Origin of the sequence: Thauera carbonicopians (genome assembly GCF_025699485.1) — a bacterium.
Taxonomy (GTDB): domain Bacteria; phylum Pseudomonadota; class Gammaproteobacteria; order Burkholderiales; family Rhodocyclaceae; genus Thauera.
In genome coordinates this window covers 44,089-70,144 of record NZ_JANUXN010000019.1, presented here as the reverse complement: position 1 = coordinate 70,144, position 26,056 = coordinate 44,089, and the positions used below count along the sequence as shown (strand labels likewise).

Here is a 26,056-nt window from a genome sequence, read left to right as displayed (position 1 = left end):
CCCCCCCGGGGGCGCCCCCCCCCCGCGGATGGTGGTCGACTGCTTCAGAAGAAGCGGTACTCGATGCCGACGATGCCGTAGACGCCGGGCTGCTCGTAGCCGAGGCCTTCGGAAACGTCGGCGTCGAACAGGTTCTCGACGCGGGCGTACACCGCCGTGTCCTTGTTGAGCGCATAGCGGGCGGAGGCGTCGACGCGGACGTAGTCATCCACCCAGTCGCGCTGTGTCCAGTCCAGCCGGCGGCCGGTGTAGTAGGCGTTGACGCCGGCGCTCAGCGGGCCGCTGGCGTAGAAGGCGCCGAGGTTGGCCTTGTGGCGGGCGATCAGCACCGTGCGGGCGTAGTCGGCCCCGGCCTTGCGGGTATGCGAGTCGGTGTAGGTGTAGTTGCCCTTGAGCGTCCAGGCTTCGTCCAGCGCCCAGGCGAAGCTCAGCTCGAGGCCGCGAGTGCGCTGCTGGTCGGCATTGGCGTAGCGGCCGAAACCGCCGAATGGATTGCTCGGGTTGGCAATGCTGGCGTCGTAGATCACGACGTCCTTGACGCGCGAATGCCAGGCGGTCGCTTCCCAACTGAAGCCGGTGTCCGGCACCAGTTGGCGGATGCCGATCTCCGTGCTGCGGCCGTTTTCGGGGCTGAGCGAGGTGCTGCCGTAGTTGGGGTTGAACAACTGCTGCAGCGTCGGTGCGCGATAGCTGGTGCCGTGGTTGGCGAACAGCGTCACCGAGCCGAGCTGGTAGCTGGCGCCGACGCTGCCGGTGGTCTTGTCGCCCCAGACGTCGTAATCGTCATGGCGCAGGCCGGCAGCCAGCGTCAGGCCGCTTGCGCCCACCGCGTATTCGCCGTTGAGATAGAAGGACTTGCGGTCGGTATCGCCGTCCAGCTCACCATATTGCCCCCACTGCCTGGCGTCCGATTCGTACAGTTCGATGCCGGCCAGCGCCTTCAGGCCGCCGGCCTCGTAGCGCAGGCTGTAGTCGAACTCGGTGCTCTTGTCCTTGTAATAAGCAGCTTGCGGGCTGCCGTTGTCGAAGATCGGTACCGCGTCGCCCCGGTTGTAGAAATTCATCCAGTCGGGGGAGAAACCATCCCACGGTGCGGTGACGTAGCCCAGCAGGCCGTCGTCGCGGTCCAGCGTCTTGCGCCGCGATTCGGTCCAGCCCGCTTCCAGGCGGTGGCTGAGGCGGTCGCTGAGACGGTGTTCGAGGTAGGCACTGACGAGTCGGGTACGGGTGTCGTTATAAGCGTTGGGGTCGGGCAACTGGCTCGCCCAGTAGGTCGGATGCCCGCTGCTGCGGGTGACTTCGGTCAGATGGGCGAAGCTGAAGCGGTTGTCGGCATGCCAGGCCGACAGCCCTGCGTCGAAGTTCGCCGAGCGGTAGTCGAGCGAGAGCTGGAGCTCTTCGTCCTTGAATTCCTCGTGCCGATGCACGCCGTCGCTGTCGGTTTTGGAGGCGAACACCGAACTGCGCAACTGGCCGTCGCCCAGCTCCGTCACGTGTTGCCAGTTGCCCTTGAGCTTGCGCCAGCCGAGCGAGCCGGCTTCGGCCGCGATCGACAGCCGCGGTTCCTGGCTGCCGCGCTTGGTGGTGATGGAGATCACCCCGGCGGTGGCGTTGGCGCCGTACAGCACGGCCTGCGGGCCGCGCAGCACTTCGATGCGCGAGATGGTCGACGGGTCGATCTGACCCAGCAGGCTGCCGACGTCGCCGGAGCCGGCCTGGTTCAGCGTCATGCCGTCGACCACCACCAGCACGTGGCCGGCGCCGAAGCCGCGCATCCGTAGGTAGGTGTATTGGCCGGGGCCGCCGACCTGCTTGAATTCGATGCCGGCGAGGCTGCGCAGCACCTCGGCGACGTCGGTGTAGCCGCCGCGGACGATGTCTTCTTCCTCGACCACCGAGGCGGACTGGGTCATCGTGAACTGCGATTTCTCCAGCTTGGTGGCTTCCACCACCACGCCGGCCAGGGAGGCGTCGGCGGCATGTGCGGCCGGCAGCAGAACGAGCGCGGTGGCGGCGCCCAGCAGGGGATGTCTCATCGGGTCAGGCTCCAGAAGGAACTCGCCGCGACGGAATGGTTTCACAGGCATTCCCGGCCACGGGCTGTGCCCACGGCCATGTTGCCCGGCGCTGGCCGGACGATGCGGAACAACACTGCGAACAAGATGAGATCGACGCCATCCGTTGCGGTAAGTGTAAACAAAACAAATGTTTACGCTACTGCAGCGGCATGGCCGTCCACCCAGAGCCCTCGCTCGATGGCGCAGTAACTTGCATTGGCAGGTCTCCTGACTCACGCCTCAACGCTGATCGTCACCTTCCCACCCGTACCCGGGCAGTGGTATGCCGACGATCCGCTCGGCGCTTACAGTTGCGAGGACAGCCACGGATTTCCACCGTGTTCCCTTTTCAGCCCGGTGCTTCCGATGACGGAGGCGGGCGCGCAATGCTGGGCGCGACTATTGGGTATCCATGCACGCTTGTCAAGAAATCGGGCTTGCTCAACGCCGCTGGCTGTGGAGCATCAGCAGGAAGTAGATGCCACCGATGCCGGCAGTGATGATGCCGACCGGCAGATCGGATGGCGCGACGATGACGCGTGCCAGCCAGTCCGCGGCGATCAGCAGGGCGCCGCCGAGCAGCGCACAGGCCGGCAGCAGGCGCAGATGCGCGCCGCCGGCCAGATAGCGTGCCAGATGCGGCACGACCAGCCCGACGAAGCCGATTGCGCCGGCCTGGGAAACCAGCACTGCGGTCATCAGCGTCGCCACCAGCAGCAGCGCGAGCCGGGTGCGGCGAACGTCGATGCCCAGCGTGGTGGCGCTTTCCTCGCCCATCGTCAGGGCATCGAGCTGGCGGCCGTGGTACAGGCAGTACAGGAAGCCGGCGGCGACCACTGCGGCGGGCAGCGCCAGCATCGGCCAGCGCGCGCCGCCCAGGCTGCCGAGCGCCCAGAACAGCGCCGACTGCGCCACCTCGCGGCCGCCCCAGTAGATCAGGAAGTTGCTCGCCGCCGAGAGCAGGAAGGCCACCGCGACGCCGGCCAGCACCAGCCTTTCCGGCGCTTCGCCCCGCCGAGGAAAGGCAGAGCCGGCGACCAGCAGCAGCGCCAGCGTGGCGCCGCAGAACGCGGCCAGGGCAATGGAGGTGGTGCCGACCGAGGCACCGGCCAGCGTGATCAGGCCGACCACGCCGAGCGTCGCCCCGGCAGACAGGCCGAACAGGTAGGGGTCGGCGAGCTGGTTTCGCGTGCCGGCCTGCAGCACTGCGCCGGCCACGGCCAGCCCTGCTCCGACCAGGAAGGCGAGCAGCATGCGCGGAATGCGCAGCCCCAGCAGGATGCGGGCCGATGGGCTGTCCAGCACGCCGGAGGGATCGCCGTGCATTGCCGCGTGCAGCAACTCGTACAACTGTGCCGGCGTGAAGCTGAGCGTACCCTTGAGCAACGTGCCGACGGCGAGCGCCAGCGTGCATGCGGCCAGGAGCGACAATCGCAGCGGATACGGCACGGGACGGGCGGAAAGGCGGTTCATGGCGCAGGCTTCGACGGGTAGAACGCCAGCCAGGGGCGCCCGGTGCGCGGATCGTCCAGCACTTCGCTATCGACGCCGAAGACCTCCCTCAGCAGGCCGGGCTGCAGTACTTCCGCCGGTGTTCCGCAGGCCACCGTGGTGCCTCTGGCGAGCACCAGCACGCGGTCGCAGTAGCGTGCGGCGAGATTGAGATCGTGCAGCGAGACAACCGCGCTCAGTCCCAGCGCCCGCATTTTCTCCAGCGCATCGAGCTGGTGGCGGATGTCCAGATGGTTGGTGGGCTCGTCGAGCAGCAGCAACACGGGATCGCGCACCAGCGCGCGGGCAAACAGCACGCGCTGGCGCTCGCCGCCGGACAGCAGGGCGAAGCGGGTGTCGGCGAGGGCGTCGAGTTCGAAGGCGGCCAGCGCGCGCGCCACGGCGCCATCGTGGCTGCTGTCCCACCACTGCCAGCGGCCGATTCGCGGCAGCCTGCCGGTGGCGACGATGTCACGCACGCTCAGGGCGAAATCGGCCGGTGTGTCCTGCGGCACGACCGCCACCTCGCGGGCGAAGTCGCGTGCCGTCCAGCGCCAGATGTCCGTGCCGCGAAGCTGCACCTGGCCGGCGCTCGGCCGCAGATGGCGGTACAGCAGGCGCAGCAAGGTGGTCTTGCCGGCGCCATTGGGGCCGAGCACGCCCAATACTTCGCCGGGCTGCAGCGCGAAACTGATGCCGCTCACGATCGCCTGCCCCGGTCTGCTGTGCCAGGCGAGGGCGTGGGCCTGAAGCAAAGGCCCGGCAGGGGCCGCGCCCGACATGCTCATTGCGCCGCGGGAGGCAACTTGGCTGCCACGGCGTGCAGTTCGCGTGTCAGGCGTTCCAGCACTTCGCCGCTCTTGATGCCGGGCACGGCCGCGGTGAAGCGCAATTCGATGAAGCGGCCGTCGCGCACGGCCGGCAGGGCCGACAGGATGGGGTCGTGCAGCAGGAAGCTGCGCTTGTCGGCGGCGCTCGACCAGTTGGCATCGATCAGCACGATCACGTCCGGCGAGCGCGCCACGACCTGTTCCCAGGACACGTTCCCGCGGCTGAGATCGAGGTCGTCGAAGACGTTGCGGGCACCGCTGAGCGACAGCATGGCGGTGACGAAACCGCGCCCACCTTCGACGATGGGCGCGCGCAGATCGCTGTCGAACACCAGCACATTCACCGGTCGCGGCAGCGGTTGACCGCGTGCCGCCGCGAGCTGCGAGGAAAACCTGTCGGCCAGGGTTTGCGCCCGCTGCTCCGCGCCGAGCAGCCGGCCCATCGTCCGCAGATCGTGGAGCACGTCGCCAAAAGCATCGGCAGTGTGCTGCATGGGATCGCAGGCTTCCTCGATGAGATAGCTGCCGATGCGTTCGGCATTCAGCGCATCGCGTGTGCCCGGTCCGCGTCCAGGCATGAAGGCGGTGGCGAAGCCGGCGACGAGGAAATCGCTTTCATGGGCGAGCACGGCCTCCAGCGACGGGTAGCGGCGGGCGATGACCGGCACGCCCTGGTATAGGCCGCTGGCTGCTGCTTCGGCATCGTCGTCGAGCCAACTGACGCCGATCAAGCGGTCCTGGCCGTCCAGTGCCAGCACGAGGTCGGCGGCATGCTGGTTCAGCGCGATGATGCGTTGCGGTGGACGCGGCAACTGCCATTCCTGGCCGCAGTTGCGATAGTGCAGCGGTGCCGCATCGTCCGTGCTCGCACCGTGTGCGGGCGTGCCGGAGACCAATGCCGGCGCAAGCAGCAGCGCTGGCGCGAGCTTTTGAGCCAGGGAGCGGCAGGCGGACAGGAAGGTGGCTGGCAGGGCGGACGGAATGATGGGCACGGTGCGTTTCGTGAGTGTTCGGCATGCCGGCAACGTCATGTGCGGCGGCCGTGGAGTGTGGATGGCCGAGTGGAAGCCTCGGCAGGCCGCCCGCAACGCAGCGGGCGGCGTCTGGCGCGGGTGAGTCAGAAACGGTAGGTGTAGCGCAGCTCGGCGTTCAGCGGCCGGCCGAGTTGCGGCACCAGGCGGCTGCCGTTGGTGATCAGCGCGGTGCCGTAGTCGCGGTCGAACAGGTTCTCCACCAGCAGGCTCAGCTTGTGGCTGCGCGCGGCGTCCAGATAGTAGTACGCGCTGGCATCGACGACGGCATAACGACCGTATTCGACGGTGGCGTTGTGGGCGATGTCGGCGATGAAGCGCCACGCCACTTCGCCGCCGAAGCGGGCATCGTTGCTGTCGAAATTGACGCGCGCCCGCGCCATCCAGGCCGGCACGCCGGTCAGGCGGGAGCCGTTCTGCGCCTCGCTGATGGTGCGGGTGTAATCGCCGCCGATGCCCCAGTTGCGGGTCAACTGGAACTGGCCGTCGAATTCGATGCCCTTCACGTCGATTTCGCCCTTGCTGTTGTTGTACTGTCCGCCGACGACGGAAATGAGGTCTTCGACCTTGCGCTTGAACACCGTGGACGACAGGCGCAGCGGCAGGTTGGAGCTGCGCGACACCCAGTCGAAACCCAGCTCGATGTTGCGGCTGCGCTCGGGCTTCAGGCCGGTATTGCCCAGCAGGCCGTCCTCGAAGGAGTAAAGCTGGTAGGCGGTGGGCAGCTTGAAGGCGGTGCCGATCTGGCCGCGCAAGGCCCACTGGTCGTCGAGCTGGTAGCGCGAGCTGAGGTTCCACACCGTGGCGCTGCCGCCGCCGCTCATCTTCTCGTGGCGCACGCCGACGGCCGGCTGCCACTGCGGCATGGACTTGAACACCGGGCGGAACTGCACGTAGGCGCCATAGGCTTCGGCCTGGTGGTCATGGACTTCGGTGATGTCGTCGCGGGCGCGATAGCGCTGGCTGTCCACGCCGAACACCAGTTCGTGCGCGCCGGGCAGCACGGCGGTGGCCTGGGCCTGCACGCCCCAGTCCTTGAAGCCCCAGTAGTCCTTGTCGTTGATCACGCTGATGCCGCCGCCCGGCAGGTTGTAGACGCGGGTGTAATCGGTGTCCCACTTGTTGAAGTGGCCCTTGACGAAATAGCGGAAGCTGTCGCTCGGCGCATGCTCGAAGGTCGCCGTCAGGATGTGATGATCGCGGACGTTGCGCGTGTCGCGGTTCTGCGTCGGCCGGGCGAAATCGAGATCGGCATCGGTGTATTGGTAGAACAGCTCGGCGCGCGCATTGCTGCCGAAGTTCTGCGCCAGCTTGGCGCCGACCGTGGTGACTTCGTAGGCGCGCTTGCGCTTGCTCAGCGTCGCCGTGGTGTCGCTGCGGCGATAGGGTTCGTAGCCGTCGGATTCGTTGTGGCTGGCGAAAGCGAGGAACTCGAATGCGCCGAGGCCGTTCTCGAACACGCGCTCGACGCGGCCTTCGGCATTGATGCCGCCGAAAGTGTCCACGCCGAGGCTGGCCTGGCCGGAATACTCGCGGCTCTGGGCGCGGCGGGTGACGATGTTGATGACGCCGGAAATGGCCTGGGTGCCGAAGAACAGGCTCTGCCCGCCCTTGAGCACTTCGATGCGTTCCACTGCGGCGGCCGGCAGCGTGTCGATGTAGATGCCGCCGTACAGGCGGTTGTTGAGGCGCACGCCGTCGAGCAGGATCAGCGTGTCGTCGGTGCGGCCGCCCAGCAGCGACACCGCGGTGTAGTCGAAGGGGCCGTTCTTGGGCGCGATGAACAGGCCGGGCACGTACATCTGCAGCACCCGCGCCACGTCCGCGCTGGGGCCGGCGCGCTCGATCTGCTCGCGGGTGACGATTTCGGTCTTGCTGCCGAACTGGGCCAGTTCGGCGGTGGTGGTGGTCTCCACCGATGGCGCCTCGATCACGACGCTGTTGAGCGTGACGGTGGGCGTCACGGCCCACAGCGGCTGGCACAAGGCCGCGCCGGAAAGCGCCAGCGCGGAGCGGAGGCCTTGAGGAATGGAAGTTTTCATGATGTGTCGCATCGCCTGCAAACGGCAAAAAGTACGTGCAGACCGTGCGTCCCTGCGGCGACAGCAGACGATTGCGGCATGCGACGGAGAAAGCTTCTGCCGGCACGCGCACAAAAGACGGACAACCCACACCCCGGAGTTGGTACTTCTTCCTGATCCGGCCGGTCTTCTGGCTCGCCTTCGACCGATGCCGCCGCCTTCCCGGGCAACTGAATGGCCCAGTGGCATGGATGGCGGCATCTGAAAGGTTTACAGCAGCGGGGGCTGCGCCGGGATGGCGAGGCTGACGAGCTTCGCTTACCGGACTTCCCGTTTCACCCGGCCACGCGGCTGCGTGGACGGACACCGGATCAAGTGGCGGCGAGCATACGCAATCGGATGTGGCGTCGCAAGCTCGTGCCCCCGGCTGTCAGCCATCGGTGTTGCCGTGGAGCTATACTGCCCGCCACGTCGATGCGGCTGCGCGCCTGTGTGCGCTGCGATCGATGAGGACTACAGGTGCCGGGCGGCTCCTTCGATGGGGCGCCCGGTTAAACGGGAACAAGGTGCGTGCGGCCGGAGCGATCGTCGTTCCGGCTGCGCAAGGCCTTGGCTGCCCCCGCAACGGTAAGCACATCGGGATTCACCCCGGCTCCGGCCGTCGAGCGATCGACGCCCGGGCCAGCCACTGATGCGCCACGTGGCTTCCGCCGAGGAAGCGCGCGAACGCATCGGGAAGGCGGTGAGTCCGGTATCCGGCGCTGCGCGCCCGGATACGCTGTGCAAGCCCGGAGACCGGCCTGTTGGCGCCGTGCATCCCGCGTTGGATGCGCGGCTTTTGGCAACAGACCGTCTGCGGGGAAGCAGGTGGTGGCTCCAGGTGGTCCGGATGTCGTGTGCATCGGGTGACGTGGTGTGCCGCTGCGCATGTCCGGACGGTCAGCACTGCGATCTGACCATGAAACTCACCAAATCTTGTGTTTCCCGCCGTAGCCCGGCGAAGCTTCGCCCGCTCCCCTTCGCCCTGCTGGCGGCATTCCTGTCCGCGCCCGCCGTGGCGCAAACGACCTTGCCGCCGGTGGAGGTGACGGCCGTGCCCGACGGCAGCCTGGGCCTGAACCGGCCGTCCGCCACCGGCAGCCGCACCGGCCTGTCCGCGCAGGAGCTGCCTGCCAGCCTGGAGCAGATGGATGCCGACACGATGCGCCGGCGCGGCGACTTCGGCGTCGTCGAGGCCGTCACCCGCACGACCGGCCTGACTTCGCAGGGCACCGGCGGCAACGGCGGCCTGTCGTTTTCCGCGCGCGGTTTCGCGGGCGTCAACTCGGTCGGTGTCGCCGAAGACGGCGCGCGCATCGGCACCGCCGCCGGCACGATCAACTATCCCAATACCAGTTGGGGTTACGAGCGCATCGAAGTGCTGCGCGGCCCGGCTTCGATCGTCTCCGGCGCCGGCACGGCGGGTGCCGTCATCAACGCGGTGCGCAAGCAGCCCAGCCGCGAGCGCTCCACCGAATTGCTGCTGGGCCTGGGCCAGTACGATACCTATCGCCTGGGCCTGGGCGCCACCGGCCCCATCGGCGAGATCGCCAGCTATCGCGTCGACGTCTATGGCCACCAGTCGGATGCCAAGCGCGACTATGCGCGTTCGCAGGGCGGCAAGGTCATGAGCACGCTGCGCCTGCAGCCGTCGAGCGATCTGCGCTTCGAACTGCTGGCCGACTTCAGCGAGCAGAAGCCGGGGGACTACTGGGGCACGCCGGTCTACAACGGCAAGGTGCTGAAGCATCTGCGCCACGAGAACTACAACGTCACCGACGGCGTCGTCCGCTACGAGGACACCCGCCTGCGCGCGCGGGCCGAATGGACGGCCAACGAGTGGCTGAGCATCCGCAACGAGGTCTATCACTTCGCCTCCGACCGGCACTGGAAGAACGTCGAGGGCTATCGCTACGACCCCGCGACGGACAGGGTGTCGCGCTCCGATTACCTGGAAATCTTCCACGACCTGGAGCAGACGGGTAACCGTTTGGAGGCGACGATCACCGCCGGCCAGCACAAGGCGGTGCTCGGCTGGGAATACTCGCAGGCCGATCTGCGGCTTTCCAACAACGCGCCCTACGGCGGCTCGTCCAGCGTCTCGGCGCGCGATCCGGTCCATGGTCTGTGGGTGAACCCGGGCGTCACCCAGCCCAAGACCGATACCGACACCACCCAGCACGCCTTCTACTTCGAGGACGCCTGGCGCTTCAGCGACAAGTGGCAGTTGCTGTTCGGCGCGCGCCGCGACCTGAGCGACTACGACCGCCGCGACCGGCTGACCGGCGTGTCCTTCGGCAAGAAGCTGTCCGGCACGTCGTGGCGGCTGGGGCTGACGCACTTCGTCAGCGACGATCTCAGCGTCTATGGCCAGCTCAGCAAGGGCTACGACCCGATCGACAACATGCTGTCGCTGAGCCTGGCCAACAGCGCGTTCAAGCTCGCTTCGGCGAAGCAGGTCGAAGTGGGCCTGAAGCAGCAGTTCGGCCAGGGCCTCGGCGAATGGACGGCGGCGATCTACCGCATCGAGAAGGACGACATCATCACCCGCGACCCGGTGCAGCCGGCGATCTCGGTGCAGGGCGGCAGCCAGCATTCGAAGGGCATCGAGTTGACTGCAGTGCTGCGGCCGACCCGGCAGTTGATGTTCGAAGGCAACTACGCACTGATCGATGCCGAGTTCGACGAACTGGTCGAAGCCGGCGGCGCCGACCGTGCCGGCAACCGGCCGAGCAACGTGGCCCGCAACATCGCCAACCTGTGGGGCCATTACCAGGTCGGCGACTGGCAGGCTTCGCTGGGTGCGCGCTACGTCGGCAAGCGTTACGCCAACAACGCAAACTCGCTGACGCTGCCGTCCTACACCGTGTTCGACGCCGCCATCAGTTGGCAATACGACCAGAACACCACGCTGCGCCTGCTCGGCCGCAACCTGACCGACAAGGTCTATGCGGCGGCTTCCTATGGCGGCAACTTCGTCATGGGCGACGACCGCAGGGTGGAGTTGATTGCCGAAATGAAGTTCTGATGCCTGCGGCCGTGCCGGTATCGTGCCGGCACGGCCAGTAGCGGCATGGCCGTTTGGGAAGCAGTTATGTGGATCAATCGTTTTCTGCTGGTGATGGGTGTGAATGCGTTGGCCGCCTGTGCGCCGGATGCGCCGCCGGCCGTGTCCGCGCCGCCGGTGGCCGAAGATCGGGTGCAGCCGGTCAGCATCGACGTGTGCGGCGAAACGGTGCGCTACGACAGCGTGCCGCAGCGGGTCGTCACGCACGACGTCAACATCACCGAGATGTTCCTGTATCTCGGCCTCGGCGATACCCTGGTCGGCTACAGCGGCATCCGCGGCAACAAGAACATCGCGCCGGAATACCGCGAGCAACTGGCCCGCGTGCCCGAGTTGTCCCGGAAAGGCATGAACATCGAGGCGATCGTCGGCGCCCAGGCCGATTTCGTCTTCGCCGGCTGGAGCTACGGCTTCCGCGAAGGCGAGGTGACGCCGGCGGCCTTGCGGGAGTTCGGCATCCAGTCCTACATCCTGACCGAGTCCTGCGTGCGCAAGGTGGCGCGCACCCGGGTGTCGCTGGAGGACACCTTCAACGACATGCTCAATCTCGGCCGGATCTTCCGCATCGAACAGCGCGCCCAGGCTCTGGTCGAGCAGCAGCGCGCCGAGCTGCAGGCCGTCACCGATGCCCTGGAAGACATCGAATCGCGCCCGAAGGTGTTCGTCTATGACGGCGGCACCGACGCATTCACCACCGCCGGCCGTTTCGGCATGCCCAATGCCATGATCGAAGCGGCCGGGGGAAGCAATATCTTCGACGACATTCCCAGCAACTGGCCGCGCGGCAACTGGGAGGACGTCGTCGAGCGCAATCCCGAGTGGATCGTGATCATCGACTACGACCACCCCGGCCCGCAGGGCAAGATCGACTTCCTGCGCTCCAGGCCCGAGCTGTCCGAAGTCGAAGCGATCCGGCGCGGGAATTACGTCGTCCTCACCTATGCCGAGGCCACGCCGGGGCCGAGCAACGTCGCGCGGGTGCGCACGCTGGCGCAGGCCTTCCATCCCGGACGGATGCAGTGAGGCAGCAGGACGTACTGCCAGTCCGAAGGGGGGAAGCCGCGGACGTCCTTTCCGCACGGCGGCGGCGCATGCCGGTGCTGATGCTTGCGCTGTCCGGTCTGCTGCTGCTCTCGATCACCTTCGGCATCACCCTGGGGCCGGTGGATATCTCGCCGGCCAGCGTCTGGCGCATCGCCGGCCACGAGCTTGCGCTGGGGCTGGGGCTGGGTTCGGCGCCGGGCGAATGGACGCATGCCCAGCATCAGATCGTGTGGCTGATACGCATGCCGCGCGTGCTGCTGGCGGCGCTGGTGGGCGCCGGGCTGGCGGTGGTCGGCGTGACCATGCAGGCGATGGTGCGCAACCCGCTGGCCGACCCCTATCTGCTCGGCGTGTCGTCCGGCGCCTCGGTCGGCGCGGTGATGGTGCTGGCCTATGGTGTGCTAGGCTTCGCCGGCATCTATGCCTTGCCGCTGGGCGCGTTCTCCGGTGCGCTGCTGGCCTGCGTCGCGGTGTATTGGCTGGCGCACAGCAGCGGCAGGCTGCTGGCGCCGCGGCTGATCCTGGGCGGGGTGGCGATCGGCTATTGCCTCAGCGGCATCACCAGCCTCGTCACGCTGACCGCCGGGCAGCGGGAACTGGCCAATGCGGTACTGTCGTGGACGCTGGGCAGCCTGGCCGGCACGCGCTGGGACGAGCTCGGCCTGCCGGCGCTGGTGCTGGTCGCGGGCATCGCCTGGCTGCTGCTGCAGGCGCGCGGGCTCAATGCCCTGCTTGCCGGCGACGAAACCGCCAATACCCTGGGCGTGGACACGACGCGGATGCGGCGCGGCCTGTTCGTGCTGGTGTCGCTGCTGACTGGCGTGATGGTGGCCGTCAGCGGCGCCATCGGCTTCATCGGCCTGATGGTGCCGCACGTCACCCGCATGCTGGTGGGCACCGAGCACCGCCGCGTGCTGCCGGTGGCGGCGCTGGTCGGCGCCATCTTCCTGGTGTGGGTGGATGCGGGCGCGCGCATTGCCTTCGCGCCCACCGAGCTGCCGGTGGGCATCATCACCTCGCTGATCGGCGGTCCCTTCTTCGTCTGGATGCTGTATCGGCGCGGCATGTCGCCCGGAGTGGGGCGATGAAGCTGCAGGCCCGTGATCTGCGCTGGCGTCCACCCCATTCCGGTACGGCACGGGCGATCGTCGAGGACGTGTCGCTGCACGTCGGCGAAGGCGAACTGGTCGGCCTGATCGGCCCCAACGGCAGCGGCAAGTCCACCGTGCTGCGCATGATCTACCGCATCCTGCGGCCGACGGCGGGCGCGGTGTCGATCGATGGCCGCGACGTATGGGACATCTCCGCGCGCGAAAACGCCCGCCTGATGGCGGTGCTGGCGCAGGAGCAGGGCGGCGGTTTCGACGCCGGTGGTGATTTCGGCGGCTTCAGTGTGCGCGAAATGGTGTCGATGGGGCGCACGCCGCACAAATCGCCCTTCGCTCGCGACGACCGGCACGATGCCGACATCGTGCAGTCCGCGATGCAGCGCACCGGTGTGCTGGCCATGGCCGAACGCAGCTTCGCCACCCTGTCCGGCGGTGAGAAGCAGCGCGTGCTGATGGCCCGTGCGCTCGCCCAGCAGGCCGGCCTGCTGGTGCTCGACGAGCCGACCAACCATCTCGACGTGCGCTACCAGTTCGAGATCATGAACCTGATCCGCAGCCTGGGCGTCACCGCCATCGCCGCCTTGCACGAGCTGCATATCGCCGCGCACTACTGCGACCGGCTCTACCTGCTGCAGAACGGTCGCCTCGCCGCGAGCGGCACGCCCGTCGAGGTGTTGACCGAAGAAACCATCGCCCGCGTATACGGCGTCCGCGCCACCATCCGCCTGCATCCGCGAACCGGCAGGCCCCATATCGAATTCATGCCCGATGAACCCGTCTGATATTTCGCAAACGCCGCCTGCCATCATCCTGCTCGGCCGCGGTGGCCTCGGCCCCGCCGCCAGGGAAGAAATGGAATCCATGATTGAAGGCGTGCGCGCGACCCTGCCCGGTACCCGGGTGGAACCCGCCTTCGTCGACCGCGAAGCCCCTTCGCTGCCGGAAGCGCTGGACGCCTGCGCCGGTGTGCGCAGGATCGTCGTGCAGCCGGTATTCATCCCCGGCGACAAATCCCTGCTGCGTTGGCTGCACAAGGTCGCGATGCGCTGGCGCACCCGCCAGCCGGCGGATCGGCCGCTGCCGGAGATCGCCTTTGCCCCTGCGCTCGGCAGCCTGCCGGAGCTCCCGGCGCTGCTCGCCCGCCAGGCCTGCGCCGCCGACCCGTTGCCCGACGTGGCGGATACGGCAGGCGGCGACTGGCAGCGCGATCCCATCGCCTGGTCGAACATTCCGCCCCACAAACGCCACGTGCTGTTCTGCCTCGGTCCGCGCTGCGCCGCGCTCGGCGGCGCCACGCTCTGGCAGCACCTCGGCGACCGCCTGCGCGCCAGCGGCAAACTGCAGAAAACCGTGATGATGCTGCAGACCAGCTGCCAGTATCCCTGCAACCACGGGCCGCTGATGATCGTCTATCCCGATGGAACCTGGTACGGAAAATTGGACGAGGCGGCCATCGACCGCATCGTCGACCAACATCTGGATCAAGGGACGGTGGATGAGGAGTGTTGCGTGTATCGGGGCGAGGGGTGATTCGAGGCGGTGAGTGCAGCGCAACCGAGGGTGAAGGTTTACAGGTCGGGTGTTTCTGCCCATGCTTCGACGTGAGAGTCCGTCGTTCCATCATGAGGAAAAGACAATGCTTGCTACCGTATCCGCTATGTCCGGTATTGCGCGAAAAGCTGCCAAGGTTTCGCTGGACGAAGCGCTGCTTGCCGAGGCGGAAGTGCTGCATATCGATATTTCGCAGGCAGCCGAGGCAGGGCTGGCGAGCGCAGTAGCTGCGAAAAGGGGCGAGCGTTGGCTGGCGGAGAATCGAGAGGCGCTGGAGAGCTCCAACGCCTATGTCCAGGAGCATGGTTTGCCGCTGGCGTAGTGATCGCAATCGATCTTTCTTTGCCGTGTATTTGTCAGAGGGGGCGTTGAGATGCTGAAAATCAGGCATATAGACCACCTCGTGCTCAGGGTGGCCGATGTCCAGGCGATGCTCGATTTCTACGTCGGCGTGATTGGCTGCTCGTTGGAGAGGGTTCAGGAGGAGCTTGGCCTGTACCAGCTCAGGGCTGGCGATTCGCTGATAGACCTGATTCCCGTGGATGGTCGCCTGGGAAGCATGGGTGGAGTTGCTCCGGGGAAGGAAGGCAGGAACCTGGATCATTTCTGCCTTCGCATCGATCCCTTCGACGCCGAGGAGATCGTTCGCCACTTGAAGAGCAAAGGCGTCGAGCCGGGTGCCGTCGAATCCCGCTATGGGGCGGAGGGCCAGGGGCCGTCGATCTATGTAAGCGATCCGGAAGGAAATGTCGTCGAGCTGAAAGGGGCGCCATGGGCGTCCGACAACTGATGCCGTATTGGAAAGACGATGGACAGTGACCTGCAGGACATGTCGCGAGAGCAGCTGATCGTGGAGGTTCTCAAGCTGCGTCAAGGCATCCGCGCGCACAGGGACAGTACCGGCCATGATCTGTGCTGGCACCATCCGGCGCTGTGGGCGCTCCTGCCGGAGAAAGTGGAACCCAGGATAGCCGTTCCAGAGTGGCAGCACTTCATGCGTGGCTGCATCAGGTATCGTGAGTCTCTGGACGAGCAGGCGCCGGATGCTCCGCGCACTCAGGAACCGTTTCGTGGCTGACATCGTGCCTGGTAGGGGCGTTGCCGGTGCTGGAGCCGGCTGTGCAGCAAGAAGAGAGCAACTGAGGAACTGCTGCACTTCGATGGAGAAATACCGTGCCATTTTCGCCTGAAGAACGTAAGGCCTTGCTGGGCGTGAAGGGAGTAGGCCCCACGGTGGTGGCCCGCCTCGAGCAGATGGGGTTCGAATCCCTGGTCCATCTGAGTAAAGCGAATACGCTGGATATCGTTTCTCGAGCCTCGGCCATCGTCGGCTCCACCTGGTGGAAGAACAGCCCCCAGGCTCGGGCTGCGATCCAGGCTGCGATCGCATTGGCTCAGTCCCGTCATCCATGACTGGATCACAGGCCGGACCGGTTTGATTCAGGAAGACATTCGAGCGTACATATGGCTTTTGTCGAACCCGTTGTTCTCGCTGCTCACGGCGTGCAGCTCCGCCCGCTCGCTCTCGAGCATGAAGCCGGCCTGCGTGCCGCCGCCGCCGACGGAGAGTTGTGGAAGCTGCGTGTTACGTCGGTGCCTGAACCCGATGAGACACGCGGGTATGTCGAAGCAGCCCTGAAGAGCCGTGAGGAAGGCCAGCGCTTTGCCTTTGCCGTCATCGACAAGGTCAGCGGCACGGTCCTCGGCTCCACGAGCTATCACGACATCCTGCCTGCCGTGAAGCGGCTGGAAATCGGCTACACCTGGTACGCAAAGCGGGTGCAGCGCACGCACGTCAATACCGTCTGCAAGTTGCTGCTATTGACACATGCTTTCGATACCCTGGGCTGCAACGTGGTCGGCTGGCGCACCGACAATTTCAACTTTGCCAGCCAGCGTGCGATCGAGCGCCTGGGTGCGAAAAAGGATGGCGTGATCCGCGGCCATGCGCTGCGACGCGACGGCAGCATCCGCGACACGGTGATGTACAGCCTGCACCAGGGCGAATGGCCGGAGGTGCGCGCGCACCTCGACGATCTGCTGAGCCGGCCTCGCGGCCGATGAAGAATTCAGCAGATGCGACAGCGTTCTTCCGCCTTTCTCCGCTCCTTGGCTGTGGCCCGGGTCAGGCAGCGACTGCTCGATCGGTCCTTTCCCCGCGCCCAGATGACGCTCATCGCAGCCTTGACCGGCGGTTTCGGTTTGCTGAGCTCCTTCGTGATGCTCCAGCTCGGCCTGGACAGCATGGCTATTCGCTACCCGCTTGCGGTTTGCTGCGCCTACCTGTGCTTTCTGTTCCTTGTCTGGCTCTGGCTTCGCACCAACGCCGAGGATTATCTGGATCTGCCCGATCTCTCGCCGGGTTTCGGCAATACGGGCGGCGGGCAAGGCTCTTCGGCACCGGAGTTCCGCAGTGGCGAAGGCGGTGATTTCGGTGGTGGTGGGGCATCCGCCTCCTTCGAGGCCTCATCTGGCGCAAGCGATGTGATCGCAATCCCTCCAGACGGTTTGGCCACGGGCGCCAGCGCACCATTCAAAGAGGTGCTCAGCCCTATCGAAGATGCAGACGAACTCGCAATTCCGCTCGTCGCGCTGGCGCTTGCCGCTGGCCTCGCCATTGCATCGCTCTACGTCATCTACATCGCGCCGGTCGTCTTTGCGGAAGTCCTCGTGGATGGTGCGCTTTCCTACGCCCTGTTCCGCCATCTGCGCGGTCACGACCCCCAGCATTGGCTCACGAGTGCCGTCAGCCGCACCATCGTCCCGTTTGCCGCGTCGCCATCCTCGGCGCTGCCATGTCCGCCTACGCGCCGGGCGCGGTCTCCATCGGGCAGGTATTCGGCCACACGAGTGCCGCCGGGACTGTACGGTGATTCAAGGGCAGGCATGGATGCCCGCCCGGTACAGCTTCTTCGTGCCCGGTCCGGAACACGGGTTGCACGCACCGCATCAGTGTTCGTGCTTCAGGTTCACCGTGAACTTGCGCGGCTCGCCGAGATGGCCTTCGGTATCAGGTGATGAGCCGGATGATGGCCGGCTATTACGGTATGGCTTGGATGTGCAGCAAGATCGCCGAATCCATGCTTTCAGCATTAATAGGCCGGAGGCCGTTGTCAGTTCAAGAAGATGCAAGAGCGTGTATGGCTTGCCGGACGGTCAGTCAATGACTAATCTGCAGTCATTGACTGCAGGTCGGAGGTGACTATGGCAACCATGACCATCCGCAACATCGACGACGAACTCAAGGCCCGGCTACGGATCCGGGCAGCGCAACACGGCCGCTCGATGGAAGATGAAGCGCGTGACATCCTGCGTGGTGCGCTGTCGGTCGAACCGGTGCGGGGGGCTTCGCTGGTGGAAGCCATCCGCGCACGCGTGGCGGAGCTCGGTGGGGTCGAACTGGAACTGCCGCCGCGTGAAGCGGTTCGTCCGCCTCCGGAGTTCAGGACATGATCGTTCTGGACACCAATGTGCTTTCCGAGATCCTGCGGCCGGCCCCAGCAGCCCGGCCAATGGCATGGCTCGGAGCTCAGCCACGTTCTGCACTCTTCACGACGACGGTCACGCGAGGCGAGTTGCTCTATGGCGTCAAGTTGCTGCCTGACGGACAGCGCAAGGTCAGGCTCCAGGCTGCGGTGATGGACATCTTTGCCATTGACCTGCTGGGGCAGGTTTTGAGCTTCGATACCGACGCTGCGGATGCCTACGCCGATATTGCAGCCTCGCGCAAAGCAGCCGGAAAGCCGATCAGCCAGTTCGACGCGATGATCGCGGCTATTGCCAAGTCACGGGGGGCGAGTGTGGCTACCCGCAATGTCAAGGATTTCAGCGACTGCGGAATTGAGCTCATTGATCCTTGGGACAGTTGAATTCCTAGGCGGATTCAATATATCACTTTTGGCTACAGCGGCGTTTCACACGCCCATCGTGAGCGGTTTACGCGTAGAACGAGGAGTTTCCCAATGTATGAAGGTAGCTGCTTGTGTGGTTCCGTCAAGTACGTGATTCGTGGCGATCTTCGTGCCGCGGCTTTCTGTCATTGCTCCCGTTGCCGCAAGGCCAGCGGCTCGGTGTTTGCGGCGAATGCCACTGTGGATGAGGCCGCGCTCGAACTCATGAGTGGGAAAGGGATGCTGAAATCGTTCAGTACGCCAGAAGGCGTCCATCGCTTGTTCTGTTCCACTTGCGGCTCGCCGATCTTCAGCAAGCGGGACAGCATGCCCGGTGTGCTTCGGCTGCGACTCGGCACGCTTGATTCACCATTGGTGTCCGCGCGCCCATCGGCACATATCTTCGTTGCTTCCAAGGCAGACTGGTACGAAATCTGCGATTCCCTGCCGCAGTTCGCGGAGCGTCCAGCGGGTTGACCACTCATCCTGTGCCCTTGATCAACGTGCGGCGGGCGTTTCGTGCGCCCGCCGCCTTGTCGTTTACCCCTGCGTCCCGCTGTACAGCCGCTTCTCCACGAACATCGTGTTGCGCAGGCCGTTGAGGAATTTCGCCGCGGCGAGCACGGCGAGGTCGATCAGCGGCTCGACGATGACGACGGTCATGTAGGCGGCGCCGAAGGAGACGACTTCCGCCAGGTTGTCGGCGCCGATGCCCTGGCCGTAGAAGGCCCAGAAGGCGACCCAGGCGACGATGCCGCCCTGATAGGCGAGCGAGAGCTTCAGCGCCTGGCCGTAGCGGATATCCACGTAGGGCGTATCGGCGGGGATGATCTTCTTCGCCAGCACGGCGGTGGCGAACAGCGGCACCAGCAGGGTGGTGACGTTGATGCCGTACTGCGGCAGGTCGAAGGAGGCGAACAGCAGGCCTTGCGCCAGCAGGCCGCCAGCCAGCCCGATCGCCGCCGGGGCGAGGCCGAAGATCAGCAGCAGCGTGGTGCCGAGGATCAGGTGGACTTCCGAGACGCCGACCGGGTGGTGGGGGAAGACCTCGAAGAAGCAGAACACCAGCAGGCTGGCCAGCGCGGCGCGCAGCAGCAGCGAAGCGGCGCCGTCGCGCCGGATGGTGTCGAGCGAGGTCCTGGCGGTGTAGGCGAGTGCTGCGGCGGCGGTACCGTAGCTCAGGAGCATCTTGGAGCCTTCGACGATTCCGGGTTCGATGTGCATGGTTTTCTCCAGGGAAATGATGCGGGTTGGGTGCAGCTAACTACAGGTGAATAGGGAACGGTTCATAGGACTCCAAGCAGATCGGTTGCGCGGACCACTTCCGCATCCCAGGCTGCGCCGATGCGTGTCGCGCGGCCGAGCGTGACTGCCGGATCGTCGAAATCCACCACCGTGCAGATGTCGGCACCGCGCGGGCGCGGCGGGATGTCGTCGAAGCGGGCGTCGGTCAGCAGCCACAGCGCGACGTGCTGTTCGGGTACGGCGCGGCGGCGTTTGCGCAGCAGGGCGTCGGCAAGGGCGACGGCCGACTGCGCCGGGGTGCCGCCGCCGCCGGGGATGGCGGCGATCCAGGCTTCGTTGAAGGCGACGGCCTTGCGCGGCGGCTGCAGCACGCGCGCCTGCTCGCCGGAGAAGCCGATCACGGCGAGGTCTTCGCGGCGGCGGTAGAACTCGGCGGTCCAGCGCAGCAGCAGGCCCTTGGCCAGCGACAGGCGTTTGCCGCGCAGCATCGAGGCCGAGCAGTCGAGCAGGATGCAGTGCAGCACGCCGCCGCCGGCCGGCTGCGGGCGCCAGCGCAGATGGGCGGGGGCGAGTGTCGTGTTCGCCTTGGCCGCGAGCGTGCGCGGCCAGTCGATGCGTGTGCCTGCGACCGGGCCAGGGCGGCCTTTTTTTGTCGGGCTGGCAACGCGTCCGGCGGTCGCCCTGCCGGGCGCGGCCGCCGGACGCGTCAGGGCTTTTTTGGGCGTAGTGGCCTGACATTCTTGACGGCCTGGATGGGCACAGGCTGCGGCGGCAGGGCGCCCCAGTCGTCCTGTTGGTCCTGCTGCTCGGTGTTGGTGGAGTCGCCCGGATCCGTTTGATCGTTCGCGGCATCCTTGCGTTGGGGGGTGTCGTTAGGCGCCGATTCGTCGCGGCGCTGCGGCGGAACATCCTCGGCTGCCTTGCGGCGATGGGCGAGCACCAGTTCGGCCACGGCGTCGATGTCGGTATCGGTGATCTCGCTGCGGCCGTCGAGCGCGGCGTGGGCACGCGCAGCGCGCAGCATCACGAGGTCGGCGCGCACGCCTTCGACCTGCGCGGCATGGCACAGCGTCGCGACGCGGTCGTGGGTCGCGTCGCTGAAATCGATGCCGGCCAGTGCCGTGCGGGCGCGGGCGATGCGCCCGGCAAGCTCGCGCTGTTCGGCCTCGAAGCGGCGGACGAAGCCGGCCGGGTCGGCATCGAAGGCCAGCCGGGCACGCACGATGGCCTGGCGTGCGGCGGGGGCGATGGCCTCGTCCAGGTGCACGAACAGGCCGAAGCGGTCCAGCAGTTGCGGGCGCAGCTCGCCTTCTTCCGGGTTCATGGTGCCGACCAGGGTCAGCCTTGCCGGGTGCTGGTGCGAGACGCCGTCGCGTTCGACACGGTTGGTGCCGCTGGCGCAGACGTCGAGCAGCAGATCGACCAGGCCGTCGGCGAGCAGATTGACTTCGTCGATGTAGAGCAGACCGTCGTGGGCCTGGGCCAGCAGGCCGGGGCGGAAGCGCACCTGGCCGTCCTGCAGCGCAGCTTCGAGGTCGAGCGAGCCGACGAGCTGTTCTTCGCTGGTACCCAGCGGCAGGTCGACGAAGCGGCCGCCGCCGTGCTCCTTCGGCAGCAGTTCGGCGAGCGCACGTGCGCTGGTGGATTTGGCCGTGCCGCGCGGGCCTTCGATCAGCACGCCGCCGATCAGCGGGTCGACGGCGGCGAGCAGCAGCGCGGTGCGCAGGCGCGGCTGGCCGTGCAGCGCGGCGAAAGGATAGTGGGGCACGGCGGAGGTCGTGGAGGCGTTCATCGTTTTTCCAGATGCTGTTCGGCGGCGAGCAGGTGCTGCTCGATGCGTTCGCGCCAGTCGCCGGGTTCCTGCCACAGGCCGCGCTGCATGGCTTCGAGCAGGCGTTCGCACATCTCGCGCAGCGCATCGGGGTTGTGGCGCTGCAGGAAGTCGCGGGTGTGGGTGTCTTCGATGTAGGCGTCGGCGACGCGGGCGTACTGGTCGTCGCGGACGACGCGGGCGGTGGCGTCGAAGGCGAACAGGTAATCGACCGTGGCCGCCATCTCGAACGCGCCCTTGTAGCCGTGGCGCTTGATGCCGGCGATCCATTTCGGGTTGGTCACGCGCGAGCGCACGACGCGGCTGATTTCCTCCTCCAGCGAACGCACCACCGGTGCCTGCGGGTTGGCGTGGTCGCCGAAATACACCGCCGGCTGGCTGCCGGACAGGTGGCGCACCGCGGCGGTCATGCCGCCCTGGAACTGGTAGTAGTCGTCGGAGTCGAGCAGGTCGTGCTCGCGGTTGTCCTGGTTCTGCATCACCAGGTCGATGCCGGACAGGCGGCGGGCGAAGGTGCTGCGGGCCTCGCTGCCGTAGTCGTGCTGGCCGTAGGCGTGGCCGCCCCATTCGAGCCAGGCGGTGGCGAGGTCGGCGTCGTCGTCCCAGTTGCGGCCGTCGATCAGGCCTTGCAGGCCGGCGCCGTAGGCACCGGGCTTGGCGCCGAAGATGCGGTGGCCGGCGTGGCGGCGGGCCTCGCTCGCATCCATGCCTTCGGCCGCCAGTGTGGCGGCTTCGCGCAGGATGCGGGCGCGGATCGGGTTGACGTCCTCGGCTTCGTCCAGCTCGGCGACGGCCTGCACCGCGGCGTCGAACAGGCGGATGACGTTGGCGAAGGCGTCGCGGAAGAAGCCGGACACGCGCAGCGTGACGTCGATGCGCGGACGGTCGAACAGCGACATCGGCAGGATCTCGAAGTCGGCCACGCGGTGGCTGCCGTCGGCCCATTTGGGCCGCACGCCGATCAGCGCGAAGGCCTGGGCGATGTCGTCGCCGCCGGTGCGCATCGTCGCCGTGCCCCATACCGACAGGCCGATCGCACGCGGGTAGTCGCCGTGCTCCTGCACATAGCGTTCGACCAGCAGCGCGGCGGACTTCAGGCCGAGCGCCCAACTGGTCTGGGTGGGCACGGCGCGGGTGTCGACCGAGTAGAAGTTGCGCCCGGTCGGCAGCACGTCGGGGCGGCCGCGGGTGGGCGCCCCGCTCGGCCCCGGCGGCACGAAGCGGCCGGCGAGGCCGCGCGTCAGTTGCAGCAGTTCCTGTTCACCGCAGGCGTCGAGGCGCGGGCGCAGTTCGTGGTCGATGCGCTCGAGCACGGCGCCGGCGAGCGGCCAGTCGTGGCCTGCCGGCAGGCCTTGTTCCAGCACCTGCAATGCCAGCAGTTCGAGCCGTTCGCGGGTATCGCCGGCATTGCGCCACAGGCCGTCGCCGAGTTCTGCGAGCACGGCCGGGCGCGGGCCGTGCCAGGGCTGGCCCCAGTCGGAGTCGAGCGGGTTGAAGCTGTTGTTGCCATCCTCGCCGCACAGGCCGAGGTCGGTCGCCAGCGCGCGGGTCAGGCCTTCCTTGCCGCCGCGGCCGTCGCCGACCGGATGGCGCGCCAGCGCGAGCAGGGTGTCGCGCCGCAGCCGTTCGGTGGGCGAGCGGCCGAAGATGTGCAGGCCGTCGCGGATCTGCGCTTCCTTCAGGTCGCACAGGTAGGCGTCGGTGCGGTTGAGCAGGCGCTGCTCTTCCTCGGCCGTCTGCGGCTCGTCGAAGCCGAGATCGCGGTGCAGGTCGTGGCGCAGGATGTGGTCGAGGATCTGGCGGCGCAGCAGCTCGGCGCGGCGCGGGTCGAGCATCAGCGCTTCGTAGTATTCGTCGACCTGGCGTTCGAGGTCGCGCGTCGGGCCGTAGCTTTCGGCGCGGGTCAGCGGCGGCATCAGGTGGTCGATGATCACCGCCTGGGCGCGGCGCTTGGCCTGGGTGCCTTCGCCGGGGTCGTTGACGATGAAGGGGTAGAGGTGGGGCAGCGGGCCGAAGGCGACGTCGGGCCAGCATTCGTCCGACAGCGCCACGCTCTTGCCCGGCAGCCATTCGAGGTTGCCGTGCTTGCCGACGTGCACGATGGCGTCGCTGCGCCAGACTTCGCGCAGCCAGCAGTAGAAGGCGAGGTAGTGGTGCGGCGGCACCAGGTCGGGGTCGTGGTAGCTGGCCTGGGCATCGAGCTCGTAGCCGCGCGCGGGCTGGATGCCGACGAAGACCTGGCCGCAGCGCAGCCCGGCGATCATGAAGCGGCCCCGGCGTGTCATCGGGTCGTCGGCCGGCGGGCCCCAGCGCTCGTTTACCGCGTTGCGCACGGCCTGCGGCAGGCGCTCGAAGAAAGCGAGGTAGGTCTCCATCGCCAGGCTCTGCCGCGCCGGGCGTAAGGCCCACTGCTCGGGATCGTTGGTGATGCCTTCCTTCAACTGCAGCATCAGTGCGTCGCCGTCGGCCGGGATGGCCTCGGTGGCATAGCCCTCGTCGCGCAGGCGTTCGAGGATGGTGATCACCGAGGCCGGGGTGTCGAGGCCGACGCCGTTGCCCAGCCGGCCTTCGCGGCTGGGGTAGTTGGCCAGGATCAGCGCCAGCCGCTTGTCGGCGTTGGGCAGCGCGCGCAGCCGGCACCAGCGCCGCGCCAGCTCGGCGACGAAGGCCATGCGCTCGGGTTGCGGACGGTATTGCACGACGTCGCACTGGGTCAGTTCGCAGCGGTGCGACAAGCCCTTGAAGCTGACCGCGCGGCTGATGATGCGGCCGTCCACTTCGGGCAGGGCGATGTGCATGGCGATGTCGCGCGGCGCCAGGCCGTGCGGATCGCTCCGCCAGCCTTCCTCGTTGCCGCCGGACAGAATGACCTGCAGCACCGGGATGTCGTCGACCAGCGCATGGTCGCCGGGATCGTCGAGCGCGGACTGCGAGAACGCGGTGGTGTTGAGGATCAGCGCCACCTCGTGTTCGCGGCACAGCCGGCGCAGGGTGTCGGCGCACAGCGCGTCCTTCAGCGACAGCAGCGCGATCGGCAGCGGGTTCATGCCGCGTGCGGCCAGCGTGTCGCACAGGTGGGCGAACACCGCGGTGTTGCCGGCCTGCAGGTGGGCGCGGTAGAACAGCACGGCGACGCAGGGTGCGCCGGGCTGCCAGTCGCCGCGCCAGCTTTCCACCGAGCCGAGCTCCTGGCGCGGGTGGAACACCGCCACCGAGGGCAGCGGCCGCGGCGGCGGCACCGGCAAGGGCAGCGCGAAGAACTGCGCGGCGAGGAACTGGTGGAAGGCGCGCGCGTTGGCCGGTCCGCCTTCGCGCAGGTAGCGCCACAGCGTGCGGCAGGTGTCGGCATCGGCCGTGCTCTTCTGCAGCAGGTTGCTGTCTTCGGTGGTGTCGCCGGAGAACATCACCAGCGCGATGCTGCGCGCGCGGCACAGTTCGCCGATGCGCTCGGTGCCGTAGGGCCAGTAGCTTTCGCCGCCGAGGTGGTCGATGACGATGACGCGGGCGTGCTGCAGCACGTCGTCGAGGTAGAGGTCGACCGACGCCGGCTGGCGCAGGTGCAGCAGGTTGGCCAGCCGCAGGGTCGGAAAACCTTCGATGCCCTCGCTCGCGGCCGGCCAGGCGGCGGCGAGCAGCGCCAGCGTGGTGTCGGCGGCGCTGAGGACGACGATGTCGGCCGGATCCTGCGCGATGCGCGTGATGATCGAGGCGTCGTCGACGAAGCCGCCGGGCTGGGCCGCGAGCAGGTGCATCAGGCGGCTCCGGCCGGGGCGTCGGCGGCGATGGCGGCCGCGTTCAGGGCGTCGCGCAGGGTGTCGGCATCGAGGTCTTCGCCGATCAGCACCAGGTGGGTGCGCGGTGTTTCGTCGGCCAGCCAGCGGCGGTCGAAGTAGCTGTCGAAGCGGCGGCCGACGCCATGCACCACCAGGCGCATCGGCTTGCCGGGCAGGGCGACGAAACCCTTGACGCGGTAGATGGCCTTTTCGGCGGTGAGCGTGTGCAGGATCTCGAGCAGGCGCTCGCGCTCGACCAGCGGCAGATCGATGACCACCGAGTCGAAGGCGTCGTGATCGTGGTCATGCTCCTCGCCTTCCTCGTGATCGTGGTGGCTCTGGCGCAGGTGGATGTTCTCTTCCGAGGCGGCGCCGAGGCCGAGCACGATGCCGAGGTCGATGCGGCCCTGGTCGGCGGCGACGATCTTCACTTCGGGCGGCAGCTCCTCGCGCACCAGGGCTTCGACGCGGGCGCGGGCCTCGGCGTCGGCGAGGTCGGTCTTGGACAGCACGACCAGGTCGGCGGCCGACAACTGATCCTCGAACAGCTCGTGCAGCGGCGATTCGTGATCCAGGTTGGGATCGGCGCGGCGCTGGGCATCGACCGCCGGCGGGTTGGCGGCGAACTGGCCGGACGCGGCGGCGGGCACGTCGACCACGGTGACGACCGCATCCACGGTGCAGGCGTTGCGGATCTCGGGCCAGTTGAAGGCCTGCACCAGCGGCTTGGGCAGGGCCAGGCCGGAAGTCTCGATCAGGATGTGGTCGATCTCGCCGCGGCGCGCGATCAGCTCGCGCATCACCGGGTAGAACTCTTCCTGCACGGTGCAGCACAGGCAGCCGTTGGCCAGCTCGAACAGTTCGCCCGGGCGCTCCTGGCCGTCCTCGTCGCAGCCGATGCCGCAGCCGCGCAGGATGTCGCCGTCGATGCCGAGCTCGCCGAACTCATTGACGATCACGGCAATGCGGCGGCCGTCGGCATTGTTCAGGATGTGGCGCAGCAGCGTGGTCTTGCCGCTGCCGAGGAAGCCGGTGACGATGGTGGCGGGGATTCTGGCCTGGACGGACATGGAGTTT

The 26,056-nt window shown here is 67.2% G+C and carries 24 protein-coding genes and 3 riboswitches; of the genes, 14 read left to right on the top strand and 10 right to left on the bottom strand.

What is annotated here, in order from left to right:
* Window positions 1–44 precede the first annotated feature (44 nt).
* From NX068_RS18115 to NX068_RS18095, 5 genes are all read right to left on the bottom strand, one after another.
* On the bottom strand, window positions 45–2,036 hold the full coding sequence (locus NX068_RS18115) for a TonB-dependent receptor plug domain-containing protein (RefSeq protein WP_263462667.1): 1,992 nt from the start codon (window positions 2,034–2,036) through the stop codon (window positions 45–47).
* A 222-nt stretch (window positions 2,037–2,258) separates the two neighbouring features.
* A riboswitch (cobalamin riboswitch) is annotated at window positions 2,259–2,460 on the bottom strand.
* A gap of 38 nt (window positions 2,461–2,498) precedes the next feature.
* Window positions 2,499–3,530 (bottom strand): FecCD family ABC transporter permease, encoded by a 1,032-nt coding sequence (locus tag NX068_RS18110; protein WP_263462666.1) that lies wholly within the window; start codon window positions 3,528–3,530, stop codon window positions 2,499–2,501.
* Window positions 3,527–4,252, bottom strand: coding sequence for an ABC transporter ATP-binding protein (locus NX068_RS18105; RefSeq protein ID WP_263462665.1), 726 nt, complete (start codon window positions 4,250–4,252; stop codon window positions 3,527–3,529). The genes NX068_RS18110 and NX068_RS18105 overlap by 4 nt, the downstream gene beginning before the upstream one ends.
* Before the next feature lie 80 nt (window positions 4,253–4,332).
* A complete protein-coding gene (locus tag NX068_RS18100) occupies window positions 4,333–5,370 on the bottom strand; it encodes an ABC transporter substrate-binding protein (protein WP_263462664.1) in 1,038 nt (345 codons plus the stop codon).
* 125 nt (window positions 5,371–5,495) lie between these two features.
* Window positions 5,496–7,451 (bottom strand): TonB-dependent receptor plug domain-containing protein, encoded by a 1,956-nt coding sequence (locus NX068_RS18095; RefSeq protein ID WP_263462663.1) that lies wholly within the window; start codon window positions 7,449–7,451, stop codon window positions 5,496–5,498.
* A gap of 142 nt (window positions 7,452–7,593) precedes the next feature.
* Window positions 7,594–7,816, bottom strand: a riboswitch (cobalamin riboswitch).
* A 114-nt stretch (window positions 7,817–7,930) separates the two neighbouring features.
* A riboswitch (cobalamin riboswitch) is annotated at window positions 7,931–8,248 on the top strand.
* A 140-nt stretch (window positions 8,249–8,388) separates the two neighbouring features.
* On the opposite strand from NX068_RS18095, the gene NX068_RS18090 reads away from it, so the two are divergent.
* From NX068_RS18090 to NX068_RS18025, 14 genes are all read left to right on the top strand, one after another.
* Window positions 8,389–10,497 carry a TonB-dependent receptor gene (locus NX068_RS18090; RefSeq protein ID WP_263462662.1) on the top strand — a complete coding sequence of 703 codons (2,109 nt, stop codon included), beginning with the start codon at window positions 8,389–8,391 and terminating at the stop codon, window positions 10,495–10,497.
* A gap of 66 nt (window positions 10,498–10,563) precedes the next feature.
* Window positions 10,564–11,559 (top strand): ABC transporter substrate-binding protein, encoded by a 996-nt coding sequence (locus tag NX068_RS18085; RefSeq protein ID WP_263462661.1) that lies wholly within the window; start codon window positions 10,564–10,566, stop codon window positions 11,557–11,559.
* A 68-nt stretch (window positions 11,560–11,627) separates the two neighbouring features.
* A complete protein-coding gene (locus NX068_RS18080; protein ID WP_263462660.1) occupies window positions 11,628–12,668 on the top strand; it encodes a FecCD family ABC transporter permease in 1,041 nt (346 codons plus the stop codon).
* Window positions 12,665–13,471 (top strand): ABC transporter ATP-binding protein, encoded by an 807-nt coding sequence (locus NX068_RS18075; RefSeq protein WP_263462659.1) that lies wholly within the window; start codon window positions 12,665–12,667, stop codon window positions 13,469–13,471. Before NX068_RS18080 ends, NX068_RS18075 begins: the two co-directional genes overlap by 4 nt.
* A complete protein-coding gene (locus NX068_RS18070) occupies window positions 13,458–14,219 on the top strand; it encodes a (2Fe-2S) ferredoxin domain-containing protein (RefSeq protein WP_263462658.1) in 762 nt (253 codons plus the stop codon). The genes NX068_RS18075 and NX068_RS18070 overlap by 14 nt, the downstream gene beginning before the upstream one ends.
* Window positions 14,220–14,325: 106 nt before the next feature.
* Window positions 14,326–14,562: a type II toxin-antitoxin system CcdA family antitoxin gene (locus tag NX068_RS18065; RefSeq protein ID WP_263462657.1), complete on the top strand. Its 237-nt coding sequence runs from the start codon at window positions 14,326–14,328 to the stop codon at window positions 14,560–14,562.
* 51 nt (window positions 14,563–14,613) lie between these two features.
* Complete coding sequence (locus NX068_RS18060) at window positions 14,614–15,030, top strand: VOC family protein (protein WP_263462656.1); 417 nt, start codon at window positions 14,614–14,616, stop codon at window positions 15,028–15,030.
* Between the two features lie 18 nt (window positions 15,031–15,048).
* Window positions 15,049–15,318 carry a hypothetical protein gene (locus NX068_RS18055; protein ID WP_263462655.1) on the top strand — a complete coding sequence of 90 codons (270 nt, stop codon included), beginning with the start codon at window positions 15,049–15,051 and terminating at the stop codon, window positions 15,316–15,318.
* 95 nt (window positions 15,319–15,413) lie between these two features.
* A complete protein-coding gene (locus NX068_RS18050; protein WP_263462654.1) occupies window positions 15,414–15,653 on the top strand; it encodes a hypothetical protein in 240 nt (79 codons plus the stop codon).
* 51 nt (window positions 15,654–15,704) lie between these two features.
* The gene (locus NX068_RS18045; protein WP_263462653.1) at window positions 15,705–16,304 is read left to right on the top strand and encodes a GNAT family N-acetyltransferase; all 600 of its coding nucleotides are present in this window, start codon (window positions 15,705–15,707) and stop codon (window positions 16,302–16,304) included.
* A gap of 102 nt (window positions 16,305–16,406) precedes the next feature.
* Window positions 16,407–17,258 carry a hypothetical protein gene (locus NX068_RS18040; RefSeq protein WP_263462652.1) on the top strand — a complete coding sequence of 284 codons (852 nt, stop codon included), beginning with the start codon at window positions 16,407–16,409 and terminating at the stop codon, window positions 17,256–17,258.
* 186 nt (window positions 17,259–17,444) lie between these two features.
* On the top strand, window positions 17,445–17,693 hold the full coding sequence (locus NX068_RS18035) for a FitA-like ribbon-helix-helix domain-containing protein (protein ID WP_263462651.1): 249 nt from the start codon (window positions 17,445–17,447) through the stop codon (window positions 17,691–17,693).
* Complete coding sequence (locus NX068_RS18030) at window positions 17,690–18,109, top strand: type II toxin-antitoxin system VapC family toxin (RefSeq protein ID WP_263462650.1); 420 nt, start codon at window positions 17,690–17,692, stop codon at window positions 18,107–18,109. The genes NX068_RS18035 and NX068_RS18030 overlap by 4 nt, the downstream gene beginning before the upstream one ends.
* Window positions 18,110–18,202: 93 nt before the next feature.
* A complete protein-coding gene (locus NX068_RS18025; RefSeq protein WP_263462649.1) occupies window positions 18,203–18,607 on the top strand; it encodes a GFA family protein in 405 nt (134 codons plus the stop codon).
* 63 nt (window positions 18,608–18,670) lie between these two features.
* Here NX068_RS18025 and NX068_RS18020 read toward each other — a convergent pair whose 3' ends face one another.
* The 5 genes from NX068_RS18020 to cobW form a co-directional block, all read right to left on the bottom strand.
* Complete coding sequence (locus NX068_RS18020) at window positions 18,671–19,354, bottom strand: energy-coupling factor ABC transporter permease (RefSeq protein ID WP_263462648.1); 684 nt, start codon at window positions 19,352–19,354, stop codon at window positions 18,671–18,673.
* Window positions 19,355–19,416: 62 nt separating this feature from the next.
* A complete protein-coding gene (locus tag NX068_RS18015) occupies window positions 19,417–19,899 on the bottom strand; it encodes a vWA domain-containing protein (protein ID WP_263462647.1) in 483 nt (160 codons plus the stop codon).
* A 182-nt stretch (window positions 19,900–20,081) separates the two neighbouring features.
* Window positions 20,082–21,167 (bottom strand): magnesium chelatase ATPase subunit I, encoded by a 1,086-nt coding sequence (locus NX068_RS18010; protein WP_263462646.1) that lies wholly within the window; start codon window positions 21,165–21,167, stop codon window positions 20,082–20,084.
* On the bottom strand, window positions 21,164–24,958 hold the full coding sequence (cobN, locus tag NX068_RS18005) for a cobaltochelatase subunit CobN (protein ID WP_263462645.1): 3,795 nt from the start codon (window positions 24,956–24,958) through the stop codon (window positions 21,164–21,166). Before cobN ends, NX068_RS18010 begins: the two co-directional genes overlap by 4 nt.
* Complete coding sequence (gene cobW / locus NX068_RS18000) at window positions 24,958–26,049, bottom strand: cobalamin biosynthesis protein CobW (RefSeq protein WP_263462644.1); 1,092 nt, start codon at window positions 26,047–26,049, stop codon at window positions 24,958–24,960. Before cobW ends, cobN begins: the two co-directional genes overlap by 1 nt.
* Window positions 26,050–26,056 lie beyond the last annotated feature (7 nt).

What these genes read in the sequence shown, in the direction of transcription:
- cobW (WP_263462644.1), bottom strand. Translation starts at nt 26,049, where the DNA reads ATGTCCGTCCAGGCCAGAATCCCCGCCACCATCGTCACCGGCTTCCTC.
- NX068_RS18035 (WP_263462651.1), top strand. Translation starts at nt 17,445, where the DNA reads ATGGCAACCATGACCATCCGCAACATCGACGACGAACTCAAGGCCCGG.
- NX068_RS18065 (WP_263462657.1), top strand. Translation starts at nt 14,326, where the DNA reads ATGCTTGCTACCGTATCCGCTATGTCCGGTATTGCGCGAAAAGCTGCC.
- cobN (WP_263462645.1), bottom strand. Translation starts at nt 24,958, where the DNA reads ATGCACCTGCTCGCGGCCCAGCCCGGCGGCTTCGTCGACGACGCCTCG.
- NX068_RS18115 (WP_263462667.1), bottom strand. Translation starts at nt 2,036, where the DNA reads ATGAGACATCCCCTGCTGGGCGCCGCCACCGCGCTCGTTCTGCTGCCG.
- NX068_RS18020 (WP_263462648.1), bottom strand. Translation starts at nt 19,354, where the DNA reads ATGCACATCGAACCCGGAATCGTCGAAGGCTCCAAGATGCTCCTGAGC.
- NX068_RS18055 (WP_263462655.1), top strand. Translation starts at nt 15,049, where the DNA reads ATGGACAGTGACCTGCAGGACATGTCGCGAGAGCAGCTGATCGTGGAG.
- NX068_RS18060 (WP_263462656.1), top strand. Translation starts at nt 14,614, where the DNA reads ATGCTGAAAATCAGGCATATAGACCACCTCGTGCTCAGGGTGGCCGAT.
- NX068_RS18095 (WP_263462663.1), bottom strand. Translation starts at nt 7,451, where the DNA reads ATGAAAACTTCCATTCCTCAAGGCCTCCGCTCCGCGCTGGCGCTTTCC.
- NX068_RS18080 (WP_263462660.1), top strand. Translation starts at nt 11,628, where the DNA reads ATGCCGGTGCTGATGCTTGCGCTGTCCGGTCTGCTGCTGCTCTCGATC.
- NX068_RS18040 (WP_263462652.1), top strand. Translation starts at nt 16,407, where the DNA reads ATGACGCTCATCGCAGCCTTGACCGGCGGTTTCGGTTTGCTGAGCTCC.
- NX068_RS18070 (WP_263462658.1), top strand. Translation starts at nt 13,458, where the DNA reads ATGAACCCGTCTGATATTTCGCAAACGCCGCCTGCCATCATCCTGCTC.
- NX068_RS18010 (WP_263462646.1), bottom strand. Translation starts at nt 21,167, where the DNA reads ATGAACGCCTCCACGACCTCCGCCGTGCCCCACTATCCTTTCGCCGCG.
- NX068_RS18090 (WP_263462662.1), top strand. Translation starts at nt 8,389, where the DNA reads ATGAAACTCACCAAATCTTGTGTTTCCCGCCGTAGCCCGGCGAAGCTT.
- NX068_RS18110 (WP_263462666.1), bottom strand. Translation starts at nt 3,530, where the DNA reads ATGAACCGCCTTTCCGCCCGTCCCGTGCCGTATCCGCTGCGATTGTCG.
- NX068_RS18075 (WP_263462659.1), top strand. Translation starts at nt 12,665, where the DNA reads ATGAAGCTGCAGGCCCGTGATCTGCGCTGGCGTCCACCCCATTCCGGT.
- NX068_RS18030 (WP_263462650.1), top strand. Translation starts at nt 17,690, where the DNA reads ATGATCGTTCTGGACACCAATGTGCTTTCCGAGATCCTGCGGCCGGCC.
- NX068_RS18085 (WP_263462661.1), top strand. Translation starts at nt 10,564, where the DNA reads ATGTGGATCAATCGTTTTCTGCTGGTGATGGGTGTGAATGCGTTGGCC.
- NX068_RS18025 (WP_263462649.1), top strand. Translation starts at nt 18,203, where the DNA reads ATGTATGAAGGTAGCTGCTTGTGTGGTTCCGTCAAGTACGTGATTCGT.
- NX068_RS18045 (WP_263462653.1), top strand. Translation starts at nt 15,705, where the DNA reads ATGGCTTTTGTCGAACCCGTTGTTCTCGCTGCTCACGGCGTGCAGCTC.